The sequence below is a fragment of the Belliella kenyensis genome, from assembly GCF_022549675.1.
In the GTDB taxonomy this organism is placed as follows: domain Bacteria; phylum Bacteroidota; class Bacteroidia; order Cytophagales; family Cyclobacteriaceae; genus Belliella; species Belliella kenyensis.
The window spans coordinates 387,676-409,940 of sequence record NZ_JAKZGR010000001.1 but is presented as its reverse complement, the minus strand read 5'-3'; the positions used below and the strand labels follow the sequence as shown (position 1 = coordinate 409,940).

General features: G+C 35.5%; 14 protein-coding genes. 11 read left to right on the top strand and 3 right to left on the bottom strand.

Annotated elements, in window-relative coordinates:
- The first annotated feature begins 16 nt into the window (after positions 1 to 16).
- The gene (locus MM214_RS01630) at positions 17 to 1,138 is read left to right on the top strand and encodes an ATP-binding response regulator (RefSeq protein ID WP_241291220.1); all 1,122 of its coding nucleotides are present in this window, start codon (positions 17 to 19) and stop codon (positions 1,136 to 1,138) included.
- A 4-nt stretch (positions 1,139 to 1,142) separates the two neighbouring features.
- Here the strand turns inward: MM214_RS01630 and MM214_RS01625 are convergent, their stop codons facing one another.
- A complete protein-coding gene (locus MM214_RS01625; RefSeq protein WP_241291218.1) occupies positions 1,143 to 1,511 on the bottom strand; it encodes a response regulator in 369 nt (122 codons plus the stop codon).
- Between the two features lie 446 nt (positions 1,512 to 1,957).
- Here MM214_RS01625 and MM214_RS01620 point away from each other — a divergent pair, with 446 nt between their 5' ends.
- The 9 genes from MM214_RS01620 (at position 1,958) to MM214_RS01580 (ending at position 14,671) form a co-directional block, all read left to right on the top strand.
- Complete coding sequence (locus MM214_RS01620) at positions 1,958 to 2,776, top strand: polysaccharide biosynthesis/export family protein (protein WP_241291216.1); 819 nt, start codon at positions 1,958 to 1,960, stop codon at positions 2,774 to 2,776.
- A gap of 15 nt (positions 2,777 to 2,791) precedes the next feature.
- A complete protein-coding gene (locus tag MM214_RS01615) occupies positions 2,792 to 5,221 on the top strand; it encodes a GumC family protein (protein ID WP_241291214.1) in 2,430 nt (809 codons plus the stop codon).
- Between the two features lie 404 nt (positions 5,222 to 5,625).
- Complete coding sequence (locus MM214_RS01610; RefSeq protein ID WP_241291213.1) at positions 5,626 to 6,558, top strand: UDP-glucuronic acid decarboxylase family protein; 933 nt, start codon at positions 5,626 to 5,628, stop codon at positions 6,556 to 6,558.
- Positions 6,559 to 6,636: 78 nt separating this feature from the next.
- The gene (locus tag MM214_RS01605; RefSeq protein WP_241291211.1) at positions 6,637 to 8,037 is read left to right on the top strand and encodes a UDP-glucose 6-dehydrogenase; all 1,401 of its coding nucleotides are present in this window, start codon (positions 6,637 to 6,639) and stop codon (positions 8,035 to 8,037) included.
- A gap of 783 nt (positions 8,038 to 8,820) precedes the next feature.
- Positions 8,821 to 10,236: an oligosaccharide flippase family protein gene (locus tag MM214_RS01600; RefSeq protein ID WP_241291209.1), complete on the top strand. Its 1,416-nt coding sequence runs from the start codon at positions 8,821 to 8,823 to the stop codon at positions 10,234 to 10,236.
- Between the two features lie 65 nt (positions 10,237 to 10,301).
- A complete protein-coding gene (locus MM214_RS01595; protein ID WP_241291207.1) occupies positions 10,302 to 11,495 on the top strand; it encodes an O-antigen ligase family protein in 1,194 nt (397 codons plus the stop codon).
- Entirely contained in the window at positions 11,470 to 12,558 is a 1,089-nt protein-coding gene (locus tag MM214_RS01590; protein ID WP_241291205.1) for a glycosyltransferase, read from the top strand. The genes MM214_RS01595 and MM214_RS01590 overlap by 26 nt, the downstream gene beginning before the upstream one ends.
- A 20-nt stretch (positions 12,559 to 12,578) precedes the next feature.
- Positions 12,579 to 13,349, top strand: a complete 771-nt coding sequence (locus MM214_RS01585) for a WecB/TagA/CpsF family glycosyltransferase (RefSeq protein WP_241291203.1) — start codon at positions 12,579 to 12,581, stop codon at positions 13,347 to 13,349.
- The gene (locus tag MM214_RS01580) at positions 13,280 to 14,671 is read left to right on the top strand and encodes an endo-1,4-beta-xylanase (RefSeq protein WP_241291202.1); all 1,392 of its coding nucleotides are present in this window, start codon (positions 13,280 to 13,282) and stop codon (positions 14,669 to 14,671) included. Before MM214_RS01585 ends, MM214_RS01580 begins: the two co-directional genes overlap by 70 nt.
- A 305-nt stretch (positions 14,672 to 14,976) precedes the next feature.
- Here the strand turns inward: MM214_RS01580 and MM214_RS01575 are convergent, their stop codons facing one another.
- A complete protein-coding gene (locus MM214_RS01575; protein ID WP_241291200.1) occupies positions 14,977 to 15,678 on the bottom strand; it encodes a sugar transferase in 702 nt (233 codons plus the stop codon).
- A 415-nt stretch (positions 15,679 to 16,093) separates the two neighbouring features.
- Here MM214_RS01575 and MM214_RS01570 point away from each other — a divergent pair, with 415 nt between their 5' ends.
- Positions 16,094 to 18,511: an ATP-binding protein gene (locus MM214_RS01570; RefSeq protein ID WP_241291198.1), complete on the top strand. Its 2,418-nt coding sequence runs from the start codon at positions 16,094 to 16,096 to the stop codon at positions 18,509 to 18,511.
- Between the two features lie 542 nt (positions 18,512 to 19,053).
- Here MM214_RS01570 and MM214_RS01565 read toward each other — a convergent pair.
- Positions 19,054 to 22,116, bottom strand: a complete 3,063-nt coding sequence (locus MM214_RS01565) for a beta-L-arabinofuranosidase domain-containing protein (RefSeq protein ID WP_241291196.1) — start codon at positions 22,114 to 22,116, stop codon at positions 19,054 to 19,056.
- Positions 22,117 to 22,265: the final 149 nt, after the last annotated feature.

Genomic DNA, 22,265 nt, shown 5'->3' with positions numbered 1-22,265 from the left:
GAAAATAAATACATAAATGATTCAATTAACCAAGAACCCAACTGAAACTAAAATACTGCTGGTAGAAGATGAAATAGATCTTCAATCCAATTTGTGTGAAATCTTAGAAATCAATCGATATAAAGTCGTTGTAGCTGATGATGGTGTAGAAGCACTGAAGATGCTAGAGTTGGATCATTTTGATCTCATAATTTCAGATATTATGATGCCAAATATGGATGGTATTTCCTTATTGCATCAAGTGAGATTAAATAAAAATTGGGTTAATATTCCATTTATTTTTCTGACATCAAAAGTGGGAAGTAATAGCATGAGAGAAGGAATGAATGCTGGTGCAGATGATTATCTCGCCAAACCTGTACAAATCAGAGACCTTATAAGTGCGGTAAATGCTGTGTTGACAAAGTCAAAAGATAGAAATGAGTATTTAGATTCTCAGATTGCAAAGGAAGTCAAATGGAACAAGAATGTTAGAATGCATGAGATCAATACCCCAGTGACAGGCTTAATTGGAATAATAGAATTATTGGAGTCTTCTTGGAAATCTATGCCAGAAGAGGAAGTTTCAAGAATTTTAAGTTTAGCTAAAACCTCCGTGTTCAAGTTGAAAAGTACTTTATTTAAAATTCAGACTTACCAAGAAATCATGGAGAACCCCATACTCCCATACTGTGATGATTGTGCAAGGAAAGAAAATTTAGATCAAAAGGTTTTTTCTGCTCGAGATATTATTTTGAAATCTCTTGATGAAGCATTTTTGCCTCATGAAACTTTATCTAGTTTAGAAACATTTTCATTCAAATTTAATGCACTACATCTGCAATTTATTTTAAAAGAAATTATTGAGAATGCTATCAAATTCAGTTCTACTGGTGACAGCGGAATAGAAATTAGGATTGAAAGTCAAATGATAATAATCAAAAATACACAAGAACTATTTGACATACCTATCTCATTGCTTATTCCTGAACCTTTCAAACAAACTGGGAGAAAAGAGTATGAGAAACAAGGATTGGGCTTAGGTAATTACATAGCTTCCTATTTGGCATTGAAAAATAATACTAAATTAAATTTCTGCGTAGATGAGGGGTTAAGCTATGTAGTTACCCTTGATTTGACCAAAAGTGTAGTTCAATGATTTTTCAGATCAAAATCAATATATCATTAATTGTATCCATAAATTGGCTTTTAGTAAATGGTTTTTCTAAAAAGACTAGGAAGTTTTCCATTTCTTCCTCACTGTAATTTTCTTTGTTTGTAGCAGATACTGCAATTATGGGGACATTTTTACCGTTTTCATTACTTACAATTAGCTTTGCCAGTTCTATTCCTCCAATTTTAGGCATCATAATATCCGTTACAATTAAGTCTATATCTTTTTGAGAATTCCAGTAATTCCAAGCGTCGTAGCCATTTTCAAACATGACAACTTCTAATCCTAAATTTTTTAAAAAATAATTTAAAACACATTGAATAGCCAGATCATCTTCTACTAATAATACTTTTTTCATTTCTAAACAATTTTACAATGAAAATCTAATTTTAATTAAGCAAATAGATTTTATCTCGAAAACACTTCTACAATAGAAGTCAAATTAATAAAATTCCTAGATTACCTATGTTTTTATTTAGTGTTAATATGTGAATTGATTGTAAATGTAAATGAAATGATGCCTGGGTAAATTTTGGGAGATAAATGAAAGTTTTCTTCGAGTTAAAGAATTTATAAGCATTTAATTTACAAATAAATACACATTATAATTTCCTTAATTTTTTCTTTCATTGAAAATAGTCATTTCCAACTAGTATAAGCAGGTTTTGAGAAATCTATTGATTTTAGACATGAGTTGACTATTTGTTCTCAGGCTTAGAATATGATTATAATTGCACTTTATTAAGAATGAATGTACTCAAGGAGCCAGGCTATTTTTGCCTAGAACTTCATCATGTTTTCACTATGAAATTACACATTTACTTATTGACCTTTGCACTATTGGGAACATTGTTTCAAGCATGTGTGCCTAACAAGAAGTTGATCTATTTACAAAATCTTTCCGAGCATCAAGCTCAGGAAAAAGACTCTTTGTTAAAGTATGAGCCTACAACTTACAAAATACAAGCTCAGGATATCTTAGAAGTCCAAATTATTACACAGAAAGATATTTTAACAGCTGATTTTAATCAGGGAAGGCAAAATTATGCATCAAATAACATGGTGCTAGGTCAAATTGCGCAATCAGGTGGAAGTATTTACTACACTACAGGGTATACAGTAGATGAGGATGGTTTGATCTTTTTGCCTGGAGTGGGCGAAGTTCTTGTAAGTGGCAAGAGCATAAAGGAGATTTCAAAAGAGCTTATGGAAAAATATGCTCATCTATTGATCAATGATTATCAAGTGAAAGTCAAGCTGGGTGGAATTCGCTTTGCTGCGCTAGGAGAATTCAATAAGCCAGGAAAGTATGGAGTCCTCCAAGATCGTTTGACAATATTTGAAGCCATCTCTCAAGCAGGAGATTTGACAACCATTGCAAAAAGAAATGACTTGGCTTTAGTCCGTCAGTACCCTGATGGTGCCATAGTTCATAGGATCAATCTTAACGACATCGATCTCATAAGTTCTCCTTATTACTTTATACAGCCTAATGATTTGCTATATGTTGAGCCCATGAAAATCAGAGAGCTAGGTTCTGGGGTCAATGCAACTCAGACTTTGACGCTCATTACCAGTTCTATAACTGCGGTTGCTTTGGTGCTTACTTTGATCAATAAATAAAATTTTCAAAATATTATGAACACTAATTCTTCTCCTTTTTTGAAAGATCAATTGTCCACAGAGATTTCTTTGAATGAAATTTCAGATTTTAAAGAAAAAATTCAAGATCTTCTTGCTTCTTGGAAATTATATTCTGTCGGGATATTTTTAGGATTGCTTTTAGCTTTTTTTTATATCAAGTCTAGTCCAGATATCTATCAAATTGAAAGTGCAGTCTTGATTGGAGAAGAAATGCCGAGTCTGGGCATGGATTTATTTGAGCCTATGAAATTCATGCAATCGAAAAGCAATGTTGAAAATGAAATCAGCATTCTCAAATCTTATCCTCTTTTAGAAAAGACATTGAACAGTATGAACTTGAATGTTTCCTACTATGAGAAGGGTCTTTTTACTTACAATCAAATTTTTGAACATTTTCCCATTGAAATTTTTGTGGACTGGACCCACCCACAGCTGATTGGAGGTATGTTTAGCTTGGAATTTATTGGCCATGAAAGGTTTCGAATACATGTGATCGATACACCACACGCATTGTATATACCTGAAGATCCTAAACATTTGGTCAAGTGGGAAAACTTGAGTGATTTGGCTATCTTGGAGGGTACTTTTGGATTACCTTTTGTTTACGAATTCATGAAATTGCAGGTAAATAATGTTAGTTTTTTTCCCGGTCAAACGGTTTTCTTTAAAATTCAAGATAGTCAAAGCTTGATCATGGAATTCAAGGAACAAACGAATATCAAAACTGTAAATAAGCTATCTTCAGTCATAAACTTGACCTTTCAATCTACTTCTAAAAAATTAGGTGAGCATTATCTTAACCTACTGATGGAAAATTACTTAGACAAAGAGTTGAATGAAAAAAATAGAGCAGCAGAAAAAACCATTCAATTTATAGATAGACAGCTTGCTGTTATCACTGACTCACTTTCTTTTTTTGAAGATAAATTACAACAGTTTAGAAGTCAAAATAGGGTATTCAATCTGAGTCAGGAAGGGACGATGATTTATCAAAAATATTTAGAATTGGAAAAACAAAAGTCTAGTATCGAACTGAGTTTGACATATTATAATGACTTATTGAATTATCTGGCCATTGACGAGTACGATCAAGTGATTTCGCCCTCAGCTGTGGGCTTAGAAGATCCTATTCTCAATGCTATGATAAACAACATCGTTGAACTTCAAAGTCAAAAAACCACTTTGAAAGGATATTATTCTCCCAATTCACCAGCCATTAGGGAGATCAATACACAATTGGAAGCAGCCAAGAATCAGATTGCAGAGAACATTAGATCAGCTATAAAAAATACCAAATCTTCACTGTTGGAGATCAATCAAAAGATAGTGGAAGTTGATGCTGATATCAACACTTTACCACAGACAGAAAAGCAACTTGTAGGGCTTCAGAGACAATTTAATATCAATGAAAATATCTATCTGTATCTACTTCAAAAAAGAGCTGAGTCTGAGATAAGTAAAGCGTCAAGTATGTCAAAGAACATGATCTTAGAATATGCCAGATCTTTAGATAAGCCAATAGCGCCAAAGAAAGCTAAGAATTTAGCCATTGGAGCTTTTCTAGGCTTTTTAATACCTTTCATGTTCGTGGTAAGCAGAAGTTATTTCAGCTATACAATCAAAGATCCTAAGTTCATTGAAAAGAACAGTACGGTTCCACTGCTAAGAACTATCGGTAGAAGTAACACAGAGGGTAGCCTTGCTGTACAAGATAACCCAAAGTCACTAATAGCAGAATCCTTTAGAATACTCCGATCAGACATGGCATTTCTAAAACCGAATTACAAAAAATTAAGTATTCTCATGACCTCAGCTTCACCAGGAGAGGGTAAGACCTTTTGTGCGATAAATCTAGCCAGTGTTTTTGCATTATTAGGTAAGAAAACCATTGTTGTAGACTTGGATCTTCGCAGGCCAAAACTAGCTAAGCACTTCGGTATTTCTAATAGTCAAGGTGTCAGTACTTGTTTAAGTAAGCATATACCTTGGGAAGATTTTGTTCAGAAGTCATCCGTACCAAATTTACATGTGCTTTGCTCAGGTCCTATTCCTCCAAATCCTTCAGAATTGATTGATCAAGAAGATTTTAAAATTATGATAGATCAGATCAAAGAATCCTATGACATCCTTATTTTAGATAGTCCTCCAATAGGTATTGTTTCTGAAACTTTGACCTTGACAACTTTGGTGGATATAAATTTATTTGTGTTGAGACAAAATGTCTCTGAAAAAGGAAATGTTCATCTTTTAAATGAGATAGTGGCCAAGAATCCTAACCAGAAATTTTATGCAATTCTAAATGATACAGACCACAGCTGGAGCAGGAGGACTTATGGCTATTCGTATAATTATAGTGCATATGAGTCCTATGGTTTTGATTCAGTTCCTAGATCATTTTGGGATAGACTATTGCGCAAAAAATAAAATTAAGCAAGTTTGAAGTCTTCTCTTAACTGCCATTGATACTAAAATCTCAAGCTTACATTGACCTTGGATTCATTCGATCAGCCTAAGTCATGAGGACTTTAGACTTTCTTTCAAAGCGGATCATTTATGAGACTTTTTTGATAATTGACATATTTTTTTTTTCACCTGCTTAGATTTTAATAATTAAATAAATATAGCATTTAATTATCAAATTATACCACTTTATTTAATTAAACATATTTTAGATTATACTTTTATAGGATAGTTGGATTCTCCCCTATATTTTTACTTAATCTCAGCCGGGGGGTTATAACACAGGATATCACATGAGTAATAATCCACGAAGCTGTTTTAAAAAGCCCAAAATTCACAGAAGAAAAGTTAAAGTCTAAAATAAAAACATGAAAAGAATTTTAGTTACAGGAGGATCTGGATTTTTAGGATCTCACTTATGCGACAAGCTATTACAAGAGGGGAATGAAGTGTTATGTGTTGATAATTTATTTACAGGAAGGAAAGTAAATATTGAACATTTATCATCCCATAAGAAATTTGAATTTCTAAGACATGACATCACTTTTCCATTGTATGTGGAAGTAGACGAGATCTATAACTTAGCATGTCCAGCAAGTCCTATTCATTATCAATTTGATCCCGTCCAGACTACAAAAACCTCAGTGCTTGGAGCGATTAATATGCTTGGACTAGCCAAAAGGTTGAAAGTGAGAATACTACAAGCGAGTACATCAGAGGTATATGGTGATCCTGAAATTCACCCACAGCCTGAAAGCTATAAAGGTTCTGTAAGCACTACAGGGATAAGAGCTTGTTACGATGAAGGTAAGAGATGTTCAGAAACTTTATTTTTTGACTACCATAGACAGCATGGTCTTGATATCAAAGTTATGAGAATTTTCAACACTTATGGACCTCGGATGAATCCTGATGATGGTAGGGTAGTGAGTAATTTTATCGTTCAAGCCTTAAGAGGAGAGGATATTACCATTTTTGGTGATGGCATGCAGACTAGGAGCTTTTGCTATGTGTCAGATCTTATTGATGGGATGTACAAGTTAATGAACTCAAAGAAAGGTTTTACTGGTCCTGTCAATATTGGTAATCCGGTAGAATTTACGATGCTTGAACTTGCTGAGTTGGTCATAAAATTAACTGAGAGCAAGAGCAAGCTCAGATTTTTGCCCCTTCCACAAGATGATCCACTTCAAAGACAACCTATTATTCAGCTAGCCAAAGAGGAACTTGGATGGGAACCGAAGGTGAAGTTGGAAGAGGGCTTGATAGAAAGCATAAAATATTTCAAAAGCATAATTTAAAACTTTTCCATAGGCCTTGATCCATGAGTCTGAAGCCTCTGAAATTCAAATATTAAATCACCAACAAACATTTATATCATGAATATATCCAAAATCTGCTGTATAGGAGCAGGGTATGTAGGAGGTCCTACTATGGCAGTAATTGCCCAGAAATGCCCTCAAATACAAGTGAAAGTAGTTGACATCAACCAAGCAAGAATAGACGCTTGGAACAGTGAGGATTTGTCTGCTTTACCCGTTTATGAGCCAGGTCTTGATGCCATTGTGGGCGAGGCTAGAGGTAGGAATTTATTCTTTTCTTCAGAGGTAGATTTAGCCATAGAAGAGGCTGATATGGTTTTCATTTCGGTCAATACTCCTACCAAAACGTATGGAGAAGGGAAGGGACAAGCAGCTGATTTGAAATGGATCGAAAAATGCGCTAGACAAATTGCTTCTGCATCGAAATCTAACAAAATAGTAGTCGAAAAATCAACTCTTCCTGTCAGAACAGCAGAGGCAGTTAAAGATATCTTGGACAATACAGGCAATGGTTACAAGTTTCAAATTCTATCCAACCCCGAATTTTTAGCAGAGGGTACGGCCGTTGAAGACTTATTAGATCCAGATAGGGTTTTGATCGGTGGCGATACTTCAACAGAAGAAGGCTTAGAAGCTATACAAGCTTTGGTGGATGTATATGCTCATTGGGTTCCAAGTGAAAGAATTTTAAGTACCAATGTCTGGTCATCAGAATTGTCTAAGCTTACTGCCAATGCATTCCTTGCCCAAAGGGTCTCGTCAATAAATTCCTTGTCAGAATTGTGCGAAAGCACGGAGGCCGACATATATGAAGTTTCCAGAGCTATAGGAAAGGACAGTAGAATTGGGCCTAAATTTTTACAGCCATCAGTTGGGTTTGGGGGGTCTTGTTTTCAAAAGGATATATTGAATCTCGTCTACATTTGTAGAAGCTATGGCTTGTTTGAAGTAGCGGATTACTGGGAGCAGGTCATCAAAATCAACGATCATCAAAAGGGTAGATTCGCAAAGAAAATTATTAAATCCCTTTACAATACAGTCAGTGGTAAAAAAATAACTTTTCTGGGTTGGGCTTTTAAGAAGGATACTAATGATACCAGAGAATCAGCAGCCATTTATGTCGCTGATTTGCTGCTGAATGAAGGCGCAAATATATATGTATATGATCCCAAAGTTTCAGAAGATCAAATGTACAACGACATCGATTACTTAAATACTCGTACAAAAGTGGAAAATAGGAGATTACTTCAATCCGAGTTTGATCCCTATGCTGCCTGTAAAGGAGCCCATGCCATTGCAGTACTTACGGAATGGGATGAGTTCAGAGAATTGGATTGGCAAAAAATCTATGACCAGATGCAAAAGCCTTGTCAAATTTTTGATGGAAGGAACTTACTAGATAAGCAAAAATTAGAAAAAATAGGATTTAGGGTATACGCTATTGGAAAGTCTTCCTAATTGATTTCTATCTTCTAGACAATGATAAAATCGAAAGACATCGAAAATCCTATTGATCGGCTATTTTACTTCCATAAAAGTGCAGTTTATTTGAAATTAATAGATCTTGGTACTCAAGATATTGGAATCGATTGTTTTCAAGCTTATGCTGCCCCTATGTATTGAGAATTTGTTGTGATGAATATGTTGCCTTGCTAGATTTGGTGTGTTTTGTACCAGCTAGCGAGGCAGCTTATAGCATGTTCGAAGTACTCTTAGGAATCTTGAAAGATGAATCTAAGGTTAAACTGTATGTATTGGTTTTGTATGATCACTACCAGTTCAGTTAAATGATTGCAGACATACACTCTCAAAATCAAGATTCATCTTGACAAACCCTATTTAAGAAAAAATCAACTCGAAGAATTTAACCCTGGCAACTATTTGGTTGATCCTCTTCATTCCTCTGTTAAGCATGAGTTGATTGTTGGTTAAGTTACTTTAATAGTCTCCATGAGTGTTGTTAGTTACTTTTTTGCAAATCGAGATGCCAATAGGTGGTTACTGAAGTTGATTTTAAAATTGATGTAAAGGAGTAGAAAAAGCAACTGCATTTCATTATCAAATAGATTCCATTGATTTAATCTTTTACATATATGGGGTTTTCTTTTACCTCAACCTTTATTAATGAGATATATTTAATGCTAGAAATATCGTGACCCATTTTAAATCTATTTGCCCATTTTCCTTAGTCATTTATTATTCTAGAAGTTGCTGATTTGATGAACCTATTATTTTATTCCAGTGAGTAAACAAGGAAAACATAGTTTAATATACCTGCTTGGACGTGGAGTGCCTGGTTTAATCAATTTTGCAGCACTATCCATTTATACCAGGTTACTTTCCCCAGAGGTCTATGGTCGCTATGCGTTGGCATATTCCAGCGTGACTTTGCTGAATACCCTGTTGTTTCAGTGGATAAGGATGTCTCTATTGCGTTATTTGCCAAAGTTCAGACATGAAGAAGATAAGCGAGAACTTTATGGAAGCATTGCAGCTGGATTTTTTACTGCTGGGTTTCTTAGCCTAATTCTTGTCTTGGGTACCCTATGGATCCTACCTAATGAAGAGCTAAGGTCATTGATTTATGTAGCACTTTTACTATTGTGGACAGAAGCCTTTTTTGAAATTGCTTTGGAAATTTTGAGGTCTAATCTTGAAGTAAAGCAATATGCCATCAGTTTCATGATAAAATCGACTTTTGCACTACTTTTTGGAATCACACTGCTTCACCTAGGTTTTGAAGCAAGTGGGATCCTATTGGCAATTGCACTAAGTACCATTTTAACAACAGGATTATGCTTGCGGCATATTGGCAAACTCATTTTTAAGAATTTGAGATACTTCAATAGAACGTTTTTTCTAGAGTTTCTCCAATATGGAATACCATTTACGATCACCTTTGGAATGACTTTTATATTCAATTCATCTGACAGATATTTTATCAACTATTTTTTGGGGGAAAAGGAAACGGGTTTGTATGCAGTTGCTTATGACCTAGCTCGACAAAGTCTATGGGTGATCATGACAGCAATAAATCTCGGAAGCTTTCCATTAGCCATTAGAGCATTGGAAAATGATGGGGTCAATGCTGCAAATAATCAACTGTCTGAAAACCTAATTTTACTTTTGAAAATTGCTATGCCACTTGCTTTTGGTTTCATGGCCTTGAACAGCGAAGTAGTAGATCTGATCATTGGTGAACAATTTGCCGAAGAAGCCAAAAAAATAATTCCATACATTGTTTTAGGTACTTTGATGGTTGGTTTCAAAAATTTTTACTTTGATCAAGGTTTTCAGTTGGGCAAAAGGACTTACCTTCAGATTTATCCTGTGATTTTGGCAGCTGTGGTCAATATCTTACTCAATCTGTTTATTATCACATGGCTTGGGGTTTTTGGTGCCGTTATATCTACATTGGTAAGCTTTTTTGTTGCCTTAATTGCAAGCGCAATTCTATCAAGAAGGGTGTATAAGTTACCGCTTCCACTGCTAAGTAGTCTTAAAATTCTCATTAGCTCAATGATTATGGGATTGCTTTTGTATTTAGCAAAAAATAGCATAGCATCCGCTCATTTTCGTTTGCTTTTTCTCGCGCCTGTAGGGTCACTGGTTTACATAGGTATACTTCGATTATTCAAAATCAATTTTTTTAGATGAAAATGAACCAACCTAAAGCTTTTTATCCACTAGTCAGTTATAGCTTTCATGTTTTTTTATTAATCATGTTTAGCGGAGCATTCTTTCCTTTGTTAGTTCAAGACCAAGATGGGGTATCGGCTAGTGAGTCTGGATTCTTATATACAATTGTGTTTTTAGGGATTTATATATCTTACCTAGTCAATTTTAACTTGAACTTACTCATCAAAGCTATTCTGGAAAATTCCTTGCTCTTTGGTTTGATAGTTTTGGTTTCTTTCTCTTTTCTGTACAGTGAGATAAGCGTCGTGGCAAGCAAGCGTTGTTTGATGTTTTTTCTTTCCTCTTTGATTGCGCTTAATTTAGGCCAAAAATTAAACCTACTTTATTTTTTGAATTGCAGTAAAGTCGCTCTGCTGCTCATCACCATCACATCTTTATTTGTAATCTTTTTTCTAGGGGATATAGGCAAGATGGATGATACCCAAAACATGGGAATGCATTTAGGTGCTTGGAAAGGGGTTTTTATTCATAAGAACAAATTTGGGAAAATTATGGCGTTGCAAGCTCTTCTTCATGGCTTTTTGTATTTGGTCTATCGGAAAAGGAGACATTTACTTCTCATATTAATTTCAATAATATGCATTTACTTCTCAGATTCAACTTCTGCAATTTTGATTGCCTTAGCGAGCTTAGCTTTCATGTTTGTATGTACAGTATCTTTAAAAGGAGAAAATGTCAAACTGATTGGGCTTATTGTGCTGACCTTGAGTCTATTACTTTTCGTTTTTATCGAAGTTGATTACATATTCGGACTATTTGGTAAAGAAGCAGACCTGACAGGAAGAATTCCATTATGGATTATTCTTTGGGATTTTATTCTCGAAAAGCCACTCTTAGGATATGGTTTTGAGAATTTTTGGACAAATGAGTCTATAAGCCATGAGGTCTGGACTCAGATGAATTGGAATAATATCTACCAAGCACATAATGGCTTTGTCGATGTGATAATTAGTGCTGGATTTCTTGGGTTTGTTTGGCTGATATGGATCATCTTGAAAACATTCTTTTCTGCCATCCTTTGGCTTTCCAAACACCCTGACCTAACATTTTTATGGACAGCCTCATTCTTTTTCTTTTTTATATTCTACAACATGATCGAAAGTTCGACCATCAAGCATAATGATGCTTTCTGGCTATTCTTTGTGGTCACGGTAAGCTTGCATAATAAGGTAAAAAAACAAAAATATATCCATGAAAATATTGCTATTCTACATTAACTTAAACCAAGGTGGGGTTCAAAGAATGATGGTCAATGTGGCTAATTTTTTTGATCATAAAGGAGATGAGGTGACCTTCTTTTTGGCCAGAGACCAAGGCCAATACCGAGAGAATTTGAATCCAGGGGTGAAAATTCTCAGCGCTGAGACAGATAACAGGTTCAAGCTCTTGTTCAAGCTCAGAACTTTACTTAGAAAACATGAATTTGATACCATGTTTACCGCAGTCCCTCACTTTAATATCATAGCTTTATTAGCCAAAGCCTTCGCAAATGCAAATTGTAAACTGATCCTTTCAGAGAGAAGCAATACGTTGGAGGAGTTCAAAGAATCGCCTTGGGGAATGTATAAATTGAGTTTTTTCTTGATACCTATTTTATACAGGTTTGCCAATGGTATTGTTGCCGTTTCTCATGGTGTTGCAGACGATCTAGCCAAAGTAGCATTAATATCTAAAAAGAACATCTCAGTAATTTATAATCCTGCTTTCAATCGACAGATGCATCTCAATAGACATTTGGAAGTTGCATTTCCTTGGCCTAAGGATGAAGAAACCAAGTTTTTGATTGGCGTAGGTAGACTGACACCCCAAAAGGATTTTGGTACTTTAATTCAAGCATTGAACTACATACCCAATCCAAAAGTGAAGCTGATCATTGTAGGAGAGGGAGATGAGCTTGAGAAACTGACCGCTTACTCAGAGGCTCTTGGTTTGACTGACAGGGTTTTTTTTGCTGGATTTCAGCTTAATCCCATCGCTTGGATTGCAAAATGCGATGTATTTGTTCTTTCTTCTTTGTGGGAAGGTTTTGGAAATATTGTAGTAGAGGCTTTAGCTGCTGGAGTGACTATCGTATCAACAGATTGTAAAAGTGGTCCTTCCGAGATTATTGAGCAAGGAAAATATGGATACCTTACCCCAGTAGGTAATCCAGAAGAAATGGCAAAAACCATCCAACGAGCATTGGAATCTCCTATGGATATGGCAGCTCAAATCAGCAGAGCTGAGATGTTTGATGTCGATATCATTTTAAAAAACTATGAAGTATTATTTAAAAATTGAATTGCTTGAAAATCTGTCATATGGAAAAATTACTTGCTAAATCTGATTTTCCTTTTATTGAAATACTGGGGGTTCAAATTCACAGTGTAAACAAAGAAGAAATTTTAAACTACTTTGAAAAAGTACTTTGTCAAAATCAAGACATAGCCTTGATAAATTATGTAAATGCACATGGCGTCACCTTAGCTCAAAAAAATCACTACTACAGGGCAGTGATCAACAATTCTTCCGTACTGTTTTGTGATGGCTTTGGTGTTCAGCTTGCAGGAAAAATTCTACAACGTGAAATTGGTGAGAGAATGACTCCTCCAGATTGGTTCAAGGACCTTATCCTCATGCTCATTAAACTTAAGAAGCGGGTATTCTTATTAGGGGATCAACAAGATGTGGTGTCTTTGTTTGCAGAAAGATTAGCACAAGACTTCCCCGATCTTCAAATTGCTGGCCATCATCATGGTTTTTTTCAAAAATCAGGAGAGGAGAACCTATTTTTAATTGATAGGATCAATGCAAGCAAAGCAGACTTGATTATTACTGGTATGGGTATGCCTATACAAGAAAATTGGGCTTTTGAAAACTATTCTAAACTTCATGCCTCAGCTATCTTTGCAACAGGGGCTTTATTTCGTCATTATTTAGGGATTGATAAAAGAGGACCCAAATTTATCACGAATCACGGAGGAGAATGGCTGATGAGACTTGTGTTTCAGCCCAAAAAACTATGGAAAAGATACCTATTGGGATTACCTCATTTTCTTTACTTAGTATGCAAGGAGAAAGTAAAAAATTGAAGAGCATTTACTTGGTATTGATTTTTTTATTTCAAATACCTTTATGTGTCAAATGTCAGGTCAAATCAATTGAGGAGGACTGGCATGCAGCTTATCAGAGCAATGATGACTCATGGAGACAAGCCGCCAACCAAAGAATAGATAGCCTAAGAAAGGGCGATATTATTCTTCAAATTGAATTGGATTCAAAGCATGAAAAGCCACTTACGATCTCTTTAGAACAGATTGCCCATGACTTTGCTTTTGGGACTGCTATAGATGCCCTTGATTACATAAAGCTTGAATCCTATGCTTCGATTGTAGATAGGTACTTCAATGAAGTGGTTTTTGAAAATGACCTAAAGTGGAAACAATGGTATACCCAAAGTCAAGAAGTTACCATGAAAGCCATGATAGAGCTTCATCAAAAGGGGAAAAAGATCAGAGGTCATACATTGCTTTGGGCTCCTATTCTAGATTATGATCGGTTGAAAGATGTGATGGATCTAGAAACTTATACGGACAAGCAAAAATTCATCTTCAGTCAGTTACAACATATAAATCAGCTTTTAAATGTGACAAAACCTTATATCCAAGAATGGGATGCAATTAATCATTTGGTTTCTATAGATCATAAAAATAAGTTACTCCTTGAAGATAAATATGGAATTGATTTGTATCGGAAGGTATTTGCATTGAAAGAACAAGAAGATTTAAAATTCTATGTCAATGAAAGTAAAGTGCTAACCCAAAGAGGAGAGAAGTTTGTTCTATACTTTGACAAGATCAATCAGCTTGCTCTACAAGGAATAAAGCCTGATGGGATCGGGTTTATGTCACATTTTGAACTGCACAGCCTTCCAGCAATACCCACAGTCTATCAAAAACTTGAATTATTTTCCCAGCTTGGCATGAGTATGAAGGTTACTGAGTTTGATGTTCAATATGGACAGCGAGGTCGATTGACTACTATGCCTATGCATCTTCAGGCCTTGCAGGCCAGTTTTACAAAGGATTTTATGAGAATCTGTTTTTCTCATCCAAAGGTCAGCGGGTTTCTATTTTGGGGTTTTTGGGAAGAAAACCATTGGTATCCAAACGCAGCTCTTTGGACCTCCCAAGGAAACTTGAAGCCTAACGGGGAAGCATTTTTAGATTTAGTTTATAATGAATGGTGGACAAAAGAAAATAAAGAATTTCAAGATTCTGGAATTCACCGTTTCCGAGGATTTAAAGGAACATACAAGCTGATGATCAATCTCCCCTCGGGAGAGACTCTTTTCGAAAAAATCTTCCCACTCAAGGATTCCTCAATAGAAATATCTTTGTACATCCAAGAATAACTTGGATTCAACTTTCAGGTATAAGAAGTAAGGTTTTCCTTTGGTAAAAGACCGTTGGTTTATATAAATAGGCTTTTAATTGAAGATAATGGCTTTGTTTTTTGTTCCTGAGAAATGCTCCTTAAATTTAAGGATAGTGATCTGTAATGATCAACTGTTCCACATAAGGCTTACAAAGAGTGAATGCATAAAGGCTAGGATATTTCTAGCCTTTATCTTTGAGGCATAAAAAAAAAGACCTTCAAAGAAGGCCTCTTTATTGAACGTCCGTAATAGTAATCATTTAAACTTATCCAAACAGTAATTTAGTAGGCATTTTCAGTTTTTGAAATTAAAGACTTAGCTGTCATCCAAATGATTTTAATGTCTAACCAAGGAGACCATTTTTTTAGATAGAGAACATCAAGCTTGTATCGGGAGTACATCTGATGAAATTCAGCAGTTTCTCCTCTAAATCCTCTGGCTTGTGCCAATCCTGTAAGTCCTGGCTTGAACTGATGCCTGTCCATAAAGCCATCAATTTTTGTGGAGAACTCCAAGTTCAAAGGTAGTGGATGAGGACGCGGACCTACGATTGACATTTCTCCCTTTAAAACGTTGATCAGCTGAGGCAGTTCATCGATACTAGTTTTCCTGATTATCTTACCAACTTTGGTGATTCTGGGATCATTTTTGGTGGCTTGCTGGGTATCTGCACTTTTATTGATCACCATACTCCTGAATTTATAGCAGTAGAAGGGTTTATTGTCCTTTCCATGACGCAATTGTTTGAAAAATACAGGTCCTTTGGAGTCCAACTTGATGATCAATGCAATGATAGGGAAAAGCCAGAAGCCTATAAATAGCATAAATACTGCAACCATTAACAAATCCAAAGTCCGCTTGATAAACAAGTTTAAATAGGTATATGCTTTGGAAATCTCTGTTTGCAGATCATTTGATTTTGGTGGCTTAGAATCAATAAATAGTAAATCTTGATCGTCTGGTAGTAATTGTACTGTTTTCATAATGTAGTGTTTTAATGGAAGTTTAGGCACATAGATGCTGGTGAGCAAAGCGCTTCCGCATGTATTACACTATGAAATTTAATTGATTAGGTAGCCTGTTTAGTAGGATGTATATCTACTTGTAAATCAATGGGAGTCATTAGTTAATTAAGTGTAAAAAGTAAGATTGTGAAGAATTAAAAATTCAAATAAAACCTTCTTTTTTTTAGGTTTTTGATAAAATTGATTTGTAAAAAGTGATTTATTGTCAAATAAAAGGGTTGTATGTTGAAATTAATGAATTCATTAATATATGATTTTTGAGAAAAAAAAATATGATGCTTACACTTAATCAATCATAAATGTATCCCATTCTTTGAATTAGATATGCTATATTTAAATCTTAAAAGTTAGGGGTCAAGATATATCATTTGCCATGCTCATTGAAGATAAAAATTGGATTGATTCAAAAAAGATAATTGTTTTTAAAGCTGATCAAACTGGTAATTTTATATTTCTCAACAAAGCTTGGGAAAATTATTTTGGCTATAGCTTAGAAGAAAGTCTTGGGAAATCATGCTTTAGTTTTTTTGACCATTCTAGTGTACTTCAAATCAATAATAATTTTGAGAAACTTGTCAATAATGAGAAGGATTCTTGTGAGCTTGACTGTAAAGTAATGACCAAGTTGAATGGTTTTATAGCAGTAAAAGTGAAAGCCTATAAAGTTTTTGAGAAGCATAAACTTAACACAAATGTAGTAGGCACCATGTTCGTGTTAGATAATAGCACGAATGTGAATCTGATGGATCGTTCAAGTCAGAACTTCTCTCAACTTCTTGACCATGACTTGAGAGAAGTCCATTTTCTCATGAGTGCAAATTTAGATAAGCTTGATTTTATTTCTGAGGCTATAGAAGATTATGGTTTGGACAGGAAGGAGATGATATCAAATCGATATGCTTGGAAGAATTATGTTCCTGAAGAAGACTGGGATGTGGTGCTTACTCATCTCACACTTTTGAAAAAAAATGGGAGGTCAACTTTTGTCTGTAGGACAAATACCTCCAAAGGTATGCTCTGGATTGCTGTTAGAATGTGGAGGAGCTTATCTTCTGATAGTTCGACTGATAGCGTATATCAAGGAAATTTTTTAGATGTAACTGAAAATATTATTCAAGGAATTAGTTTGCAGAAAACTGAAATAAGAACTCAAGAATTAAGTGATATTCTTCAAATTATTTCTGAAGCTCAATTAAGTTTATTTACAAATAAGGACTATAAGCATATCTTGAAGTCGATGCTCAATAAATTGATCAAACTCACTGGTGACCAATTGGGGTTTATCTGTGAAGTGATAGAGGATGACTATGGACAAAGGAAAATGCTCCCTCATGCTTTTGCTATGGCTGATGATGATGCATATATAAAAGAATATCACAAGCCAGACATGAGTTTTTCTAACTACGACTCTTTGTATGGCCATGTATTGAGATCAGGGGAGACTTATATTTCAAATGATGCGAGAAATGATAAATCTAAAATGGGGACTCCATTGGGACATCCTTCAATCAGAAGTTTTATTGGAATACCTATTTGGAAAAATCATGAGTTTTTGGGATTGATAGGACTTGCTAATAGAAAAGACCCATATTCTCTTGATGACATTGAGTTTTTGAGTCCTATACTTTTTTCTTATGGCAACTTGATTAAGTTTTCAAGAATTCTCGAAGAACAAAGAAAGCTCGAAAATGAAAAGGTACTAGCTCAAGATAGGTTCAAACTTTTAGAGCAAAACATAAGTGACATTATTTGTTTGATAAACAAGGATATGGTTTTTGAATATGTCTCTCCCTCAGTTATACATATTATAGGCTATTCTCCAGAGTTTTTCTTGGGTAGAAAGGTAGAATTTGTACTTAGTGAAATCGCTTCTACTCAAAAAAGATACGAAAAAAGTAATGGGATATACAAAAATATAGTTACCGTTATTCACCCATTTACAGGTAAAAACATCCAGCTTGAGACTATTTCAAAAGTAGTTACTGATCATCAAAATAATCTTTTTCAAATTATAAGTACTGCGAGGGATGTTTCTGATAAAGAGGAAATGTATCAAAAGATTGAGCAAGCTCTGTGGAAAGAAAAAGAACTTAATAGTCTAAAATCGAGGTTTATTTCAATGACCTCACACGAGTTTAGAACGCCTTTATCGATTATTTTAAGTAGCAGTGAGCTACTAAATTATTTTTTGAGTGAAATATCCGATCCTAAATTGAGCAATAAAATGAATCACCATGTTCAAAGAATAAATGATCAAGTAAAAAGGCTAACCTCGGTGATTGAGGATGTGCTGATAATTGAAAAACATGAGAACAAGAATATTAGAATAAATCTTGAAATGATAGATCTCCGAGATTTTATCTTAAACCTAAAATTTGATTTTGATCAAAATAATGTTTCTGCAAGGGCTTTAATCTTTCATTTTCCCAATGAAAATAGATATGCAAATAGTGACCCGGCGAAGCTTCGACATATCTTAGGCAATCTGATTGAAAATGCCTTTAAGTATTCCTTCGATGATTCTCCCAAACCAGAAGTTAGCCTCAATTATATGAGCGATTACTTTTGTTTGTCTGTGAAGGATTATGGGATTGGTATTCCTGAACCAGATCAGCCTAGAATTTTTGAGTCATTTTTTAGAGGTAGTAATACTACAAGTATAAAAGGCACTGGTTTAGGTTTGAATATCGTTCATGAATTGGTCATGGCAATGAATGGAAAAATCACCTTTGAAAGTCAAGAGAACAAAGGCACTTTATTTGAAATCAAATTGCCTTACAATTTTGATTGATTTTAAAATTCTGGTGTTCAAATGCTTAAATGAACCCTTGATCTCAATAAATTATTGTTTTGATTTATTCCAAAATTTAGAAAATTGAACTCCATAAATTCACCTTTTTTGAAATGCATTCAATTGGTTGAAAAACTGGGAGCTACCATATCTTACATCAAACTTGAGGTTTTTTCAATTTTTAAATCCCATATTTATGATCCTGCGTCACTCATTCGCTCTGGATACCTTTCACGATCCTCTTCTGATCCATGTACGGATTCCTTTATATATGTTTCAGTTAGTATTTTTGAGCCAATCTTATGAGCTAACTTTTGCTTCTCTGTGAAATGAGTGTTTAAGTGTTTTAATTTCAATAAGTTGTGAAATTTGTTAATCTATTTCAGTAGAAGGTCAATAAGGTTGATTTTTTTCAGCAATTCCAAACTATTTCAATGCCTATAAATATTTAGTTCTACCTAATCAATTCACCTAAATCCCAATATATTTTTGGGGATTTAGGTGAGTTGATAGCGTAAGGGACATTGAATTCTTTGGTTTTTTTACTTCAGATTAAAGTCAAGGTACACAGAATGCCTCTCATAAGATTCATAGAATGGCTTAAATAATACCCCATCAATGATAAATTCAAGTGGATTGCCATTGCTTTTTATAGTGTGGCTGATATCAGATACATCCAAAGTTAACTTTCTCCAATCTGTTCTAGCCTCAGGCTCTTGAGCTGCAAGCAATATAGGACCATAAAATAAACTTGCAATATTCTGCTGATCCATTACTGGATCTAGGTGGAACTGAAAAGGCATTTCAAGCTTGATGGTGTCACCTGTTTTCCATTTTCTGCTGATTGTCAGGTAAGTTCCAGGTTTAGTCTCTAGCTTTTGAAGTTTACCGTTTATCGATACTTTAAATCCCTTAGTCGCCCAAGAAGGTACTCGGATTTTGATATCCAGTTTGCCATTTCCTTTGACCGTAAGCAAGGTTTGATCCTCTTTGGGGAAGGAGGTGGATTGTTGTATGCTGAAGTTTTGCTCCGCCCAGTCCAAAGTTGAAGCAACGAACAAGTTGACATATAGTTCCTTGTTGTCAATACTTTTAAAATAGATGGCATTTTGAAGCTTTGTACTGCTCTCTATGGCTGTACCATTACAACAGGTGAACCCTGTCATTCGAGGATTGCCAAAATGCTTGATTGAGGCTGGTCTGAGTGGGACATGATAGGTATTACCTGGATTATCTTTGGCCACTGATGCTAGTATATGATTGTAAAGTCCACGTTCATAGTAGTCCATAAGCTCAGCCCGCTGATCAAACAAGAAAAGTTCATTGGTCAATTTCAGCATGTTATAGGTAGCACAAGTTTCATTTTGTCCTCCGGATGAAAACCCATTTTCAAATAAAGTAGATGGTTCTGCAATAAAGCATTCTGCATTAGCCGGATTTCTGGCACCTGCGACGCCACCAATGGAATACATGTACTCATTGACAGCCTTATACCAAAAATTATCTGCGATTTGGAAGTACTCGGGTTCACTGGAAGCCCTATACATCTCTATACTACCTACGATTTGAGGAATATGCTGATTGGCATGAAGGCTTCGAAAGGTATCCACATTTTTTGCCAAACCATGGGAGTGTTGCTCATCTCCAAAGAACATGCGGACATTGTCAAACAATTTGGCAGTTGTCATGTAGTTTTCGTTGGCTGTCAGGCGGTAGAGCCTTGCCATTGATTCATTCATGCCGCCATATTCACCTGCAATATAGGTACTCCACATATTGACCAAAGTCTCATTTGGAAGTTGACTCAAGCGAGCATAAACCCAGTCACTCATACCTATAGCAATATCCAAGGCTTTTTTATTTCCAGTCGCTTCATAGATATCTATTAAGCCAGCTAGGATTTTATGCAAGGTATAATAAGGAGCCCAAACTTGATGCTGTTGCCCTCCATAACTAGCGCCTTGCTCTAGCATGATGAATTGGTCTGGTGGGTAGGCACTGATATATCCTTTTCCCCAGTTCCAATAGTCAGTTCTGATACCCTCCTCGCTAAGGTCTGAATCAAATCCTGATTTGCCGGGTCCATATGGGATAGCTGTAGGGTCTGACTCAAAAGTTGGATGATCTGGGTGTTTGTTTCCCGATAGTTGGGCAAGGTCATAGAGTGTGTTGACCATGTAATCCATTTTTTTGAAAAATACAGCTTGCAATTCCTTGTCATAACCCGATCCAGCGTAAGCTTGAGCAATTGCTGTCAAATAGTGCCCTGTGGCATGGCCTCTGAGCTTTGTCTCTTGACTATCCCAAACGCCAAGAGGCTTGGCATTAGTTGGTTGAGTTTGGCCAAAGGCATTTCTAAACATGTATAAAAATGAATCTGGGTCAGTTTCAGCTAAAGTTGTGACAAACTTATCCCTGTTTTCTATGAATTTGGTGTCTGATCCATTTTTGTCAGTCTGAAGTGTGACCTGATCTAGGGCAAAGGAGGCTAACTTTTTGACTGGTGGAGTGATGTTTTTGGATTCTTTTACTATAATTTTTGCTTTTGGAGCAAATGAAGTTCCTGGCACTTTTCCTGTAATGGTATAAGTGCTCGCCTGAAGCACAGCTTGATTGTCCTTGTCTGCTGGCCAGATCACCTTTACCTTTGGTCCATTCAGCTGTCCTTGATACTTTCCTTCGATCATATTAGGAAGCCTTGGAAGATTACCTATGCTTGTTTCTACTTCGATGTCAGGAACCTCTATCAAATACTCATTGTAAAGTTGAGGGTGTGATGAAGGGAAGGTAGGTAATTCATCAGTTTTTTTAGCAATTCTTGTTCCTTCTTGGCTGGCTCCTTTTGTGGAATTTTGGAATATGGAGTTGACTTGATTTTCACTGAGGGCTATCCTGTAGAACCTAAAGTCATGAAGTAAAGCATTCAAATTAGGTAGTATAGGGTCAAATGATTTTCCAATGTTAAGTACGTTTTTTTCATTGTCATCTTGATCGAATATTTGACCAAGCTCTATGCTCAAGTCTTTTGATTCTCCTGCAAGTTTATTGTTAATGTAAATAGCGTAGCTCTTTGCTGGGATATTGATTACGATGGTAATATGTGACCATTTGTTGATTGGTAAACCGCTTGCTTTTACTTCAGTTTGCTTTTCCTCTGACTGCAATGAAGCATGGAAAATGCCTTCATCTTTCACTCCAAGTGGATTTACGGCAAGTTTGTTTTTCGGATTTTTCCCAAATTCAAGTAGCGTCTGACCTGATTGCTTTGATCGAGGATAGATCCAGGTAGAAATACTCATAGACTCCATGTCTGCGATGGCGTCGCTTGGAATGGTGAAGTAATCATTTGTAACCCCTGACAAGGCTAAGACCTCGCCGAATTTTTCATCCTCTTCATATTTGATGCTTGAGCCTTGAAAATTAAGGTGGAAATTGTTCCTTGACCAGTCTCGAATATTTCCTTTAAAAGTATACCTTGCTATCAATGCCGTTTCGCCAATCCCGTCTAGGATTTGATCTCCTTCTTGTGCTCGAGCATGGTTCGTTATGTCAAAACTCAGACATATGATTAAAAGCAATGATAAATTCTTAAATATAGACTTCATGGTTACTGTTTTTCCTTTAAGATAATTTGACATAGAAAGGACTTTTAAGCTTGTTCAGTGCGATGAATACAAGTTAAATCGAAGTATTGGGTAATCGATTTACTCAATCGGCAATCTTATCACAACAAGACTACATGAGCTAAATTAGT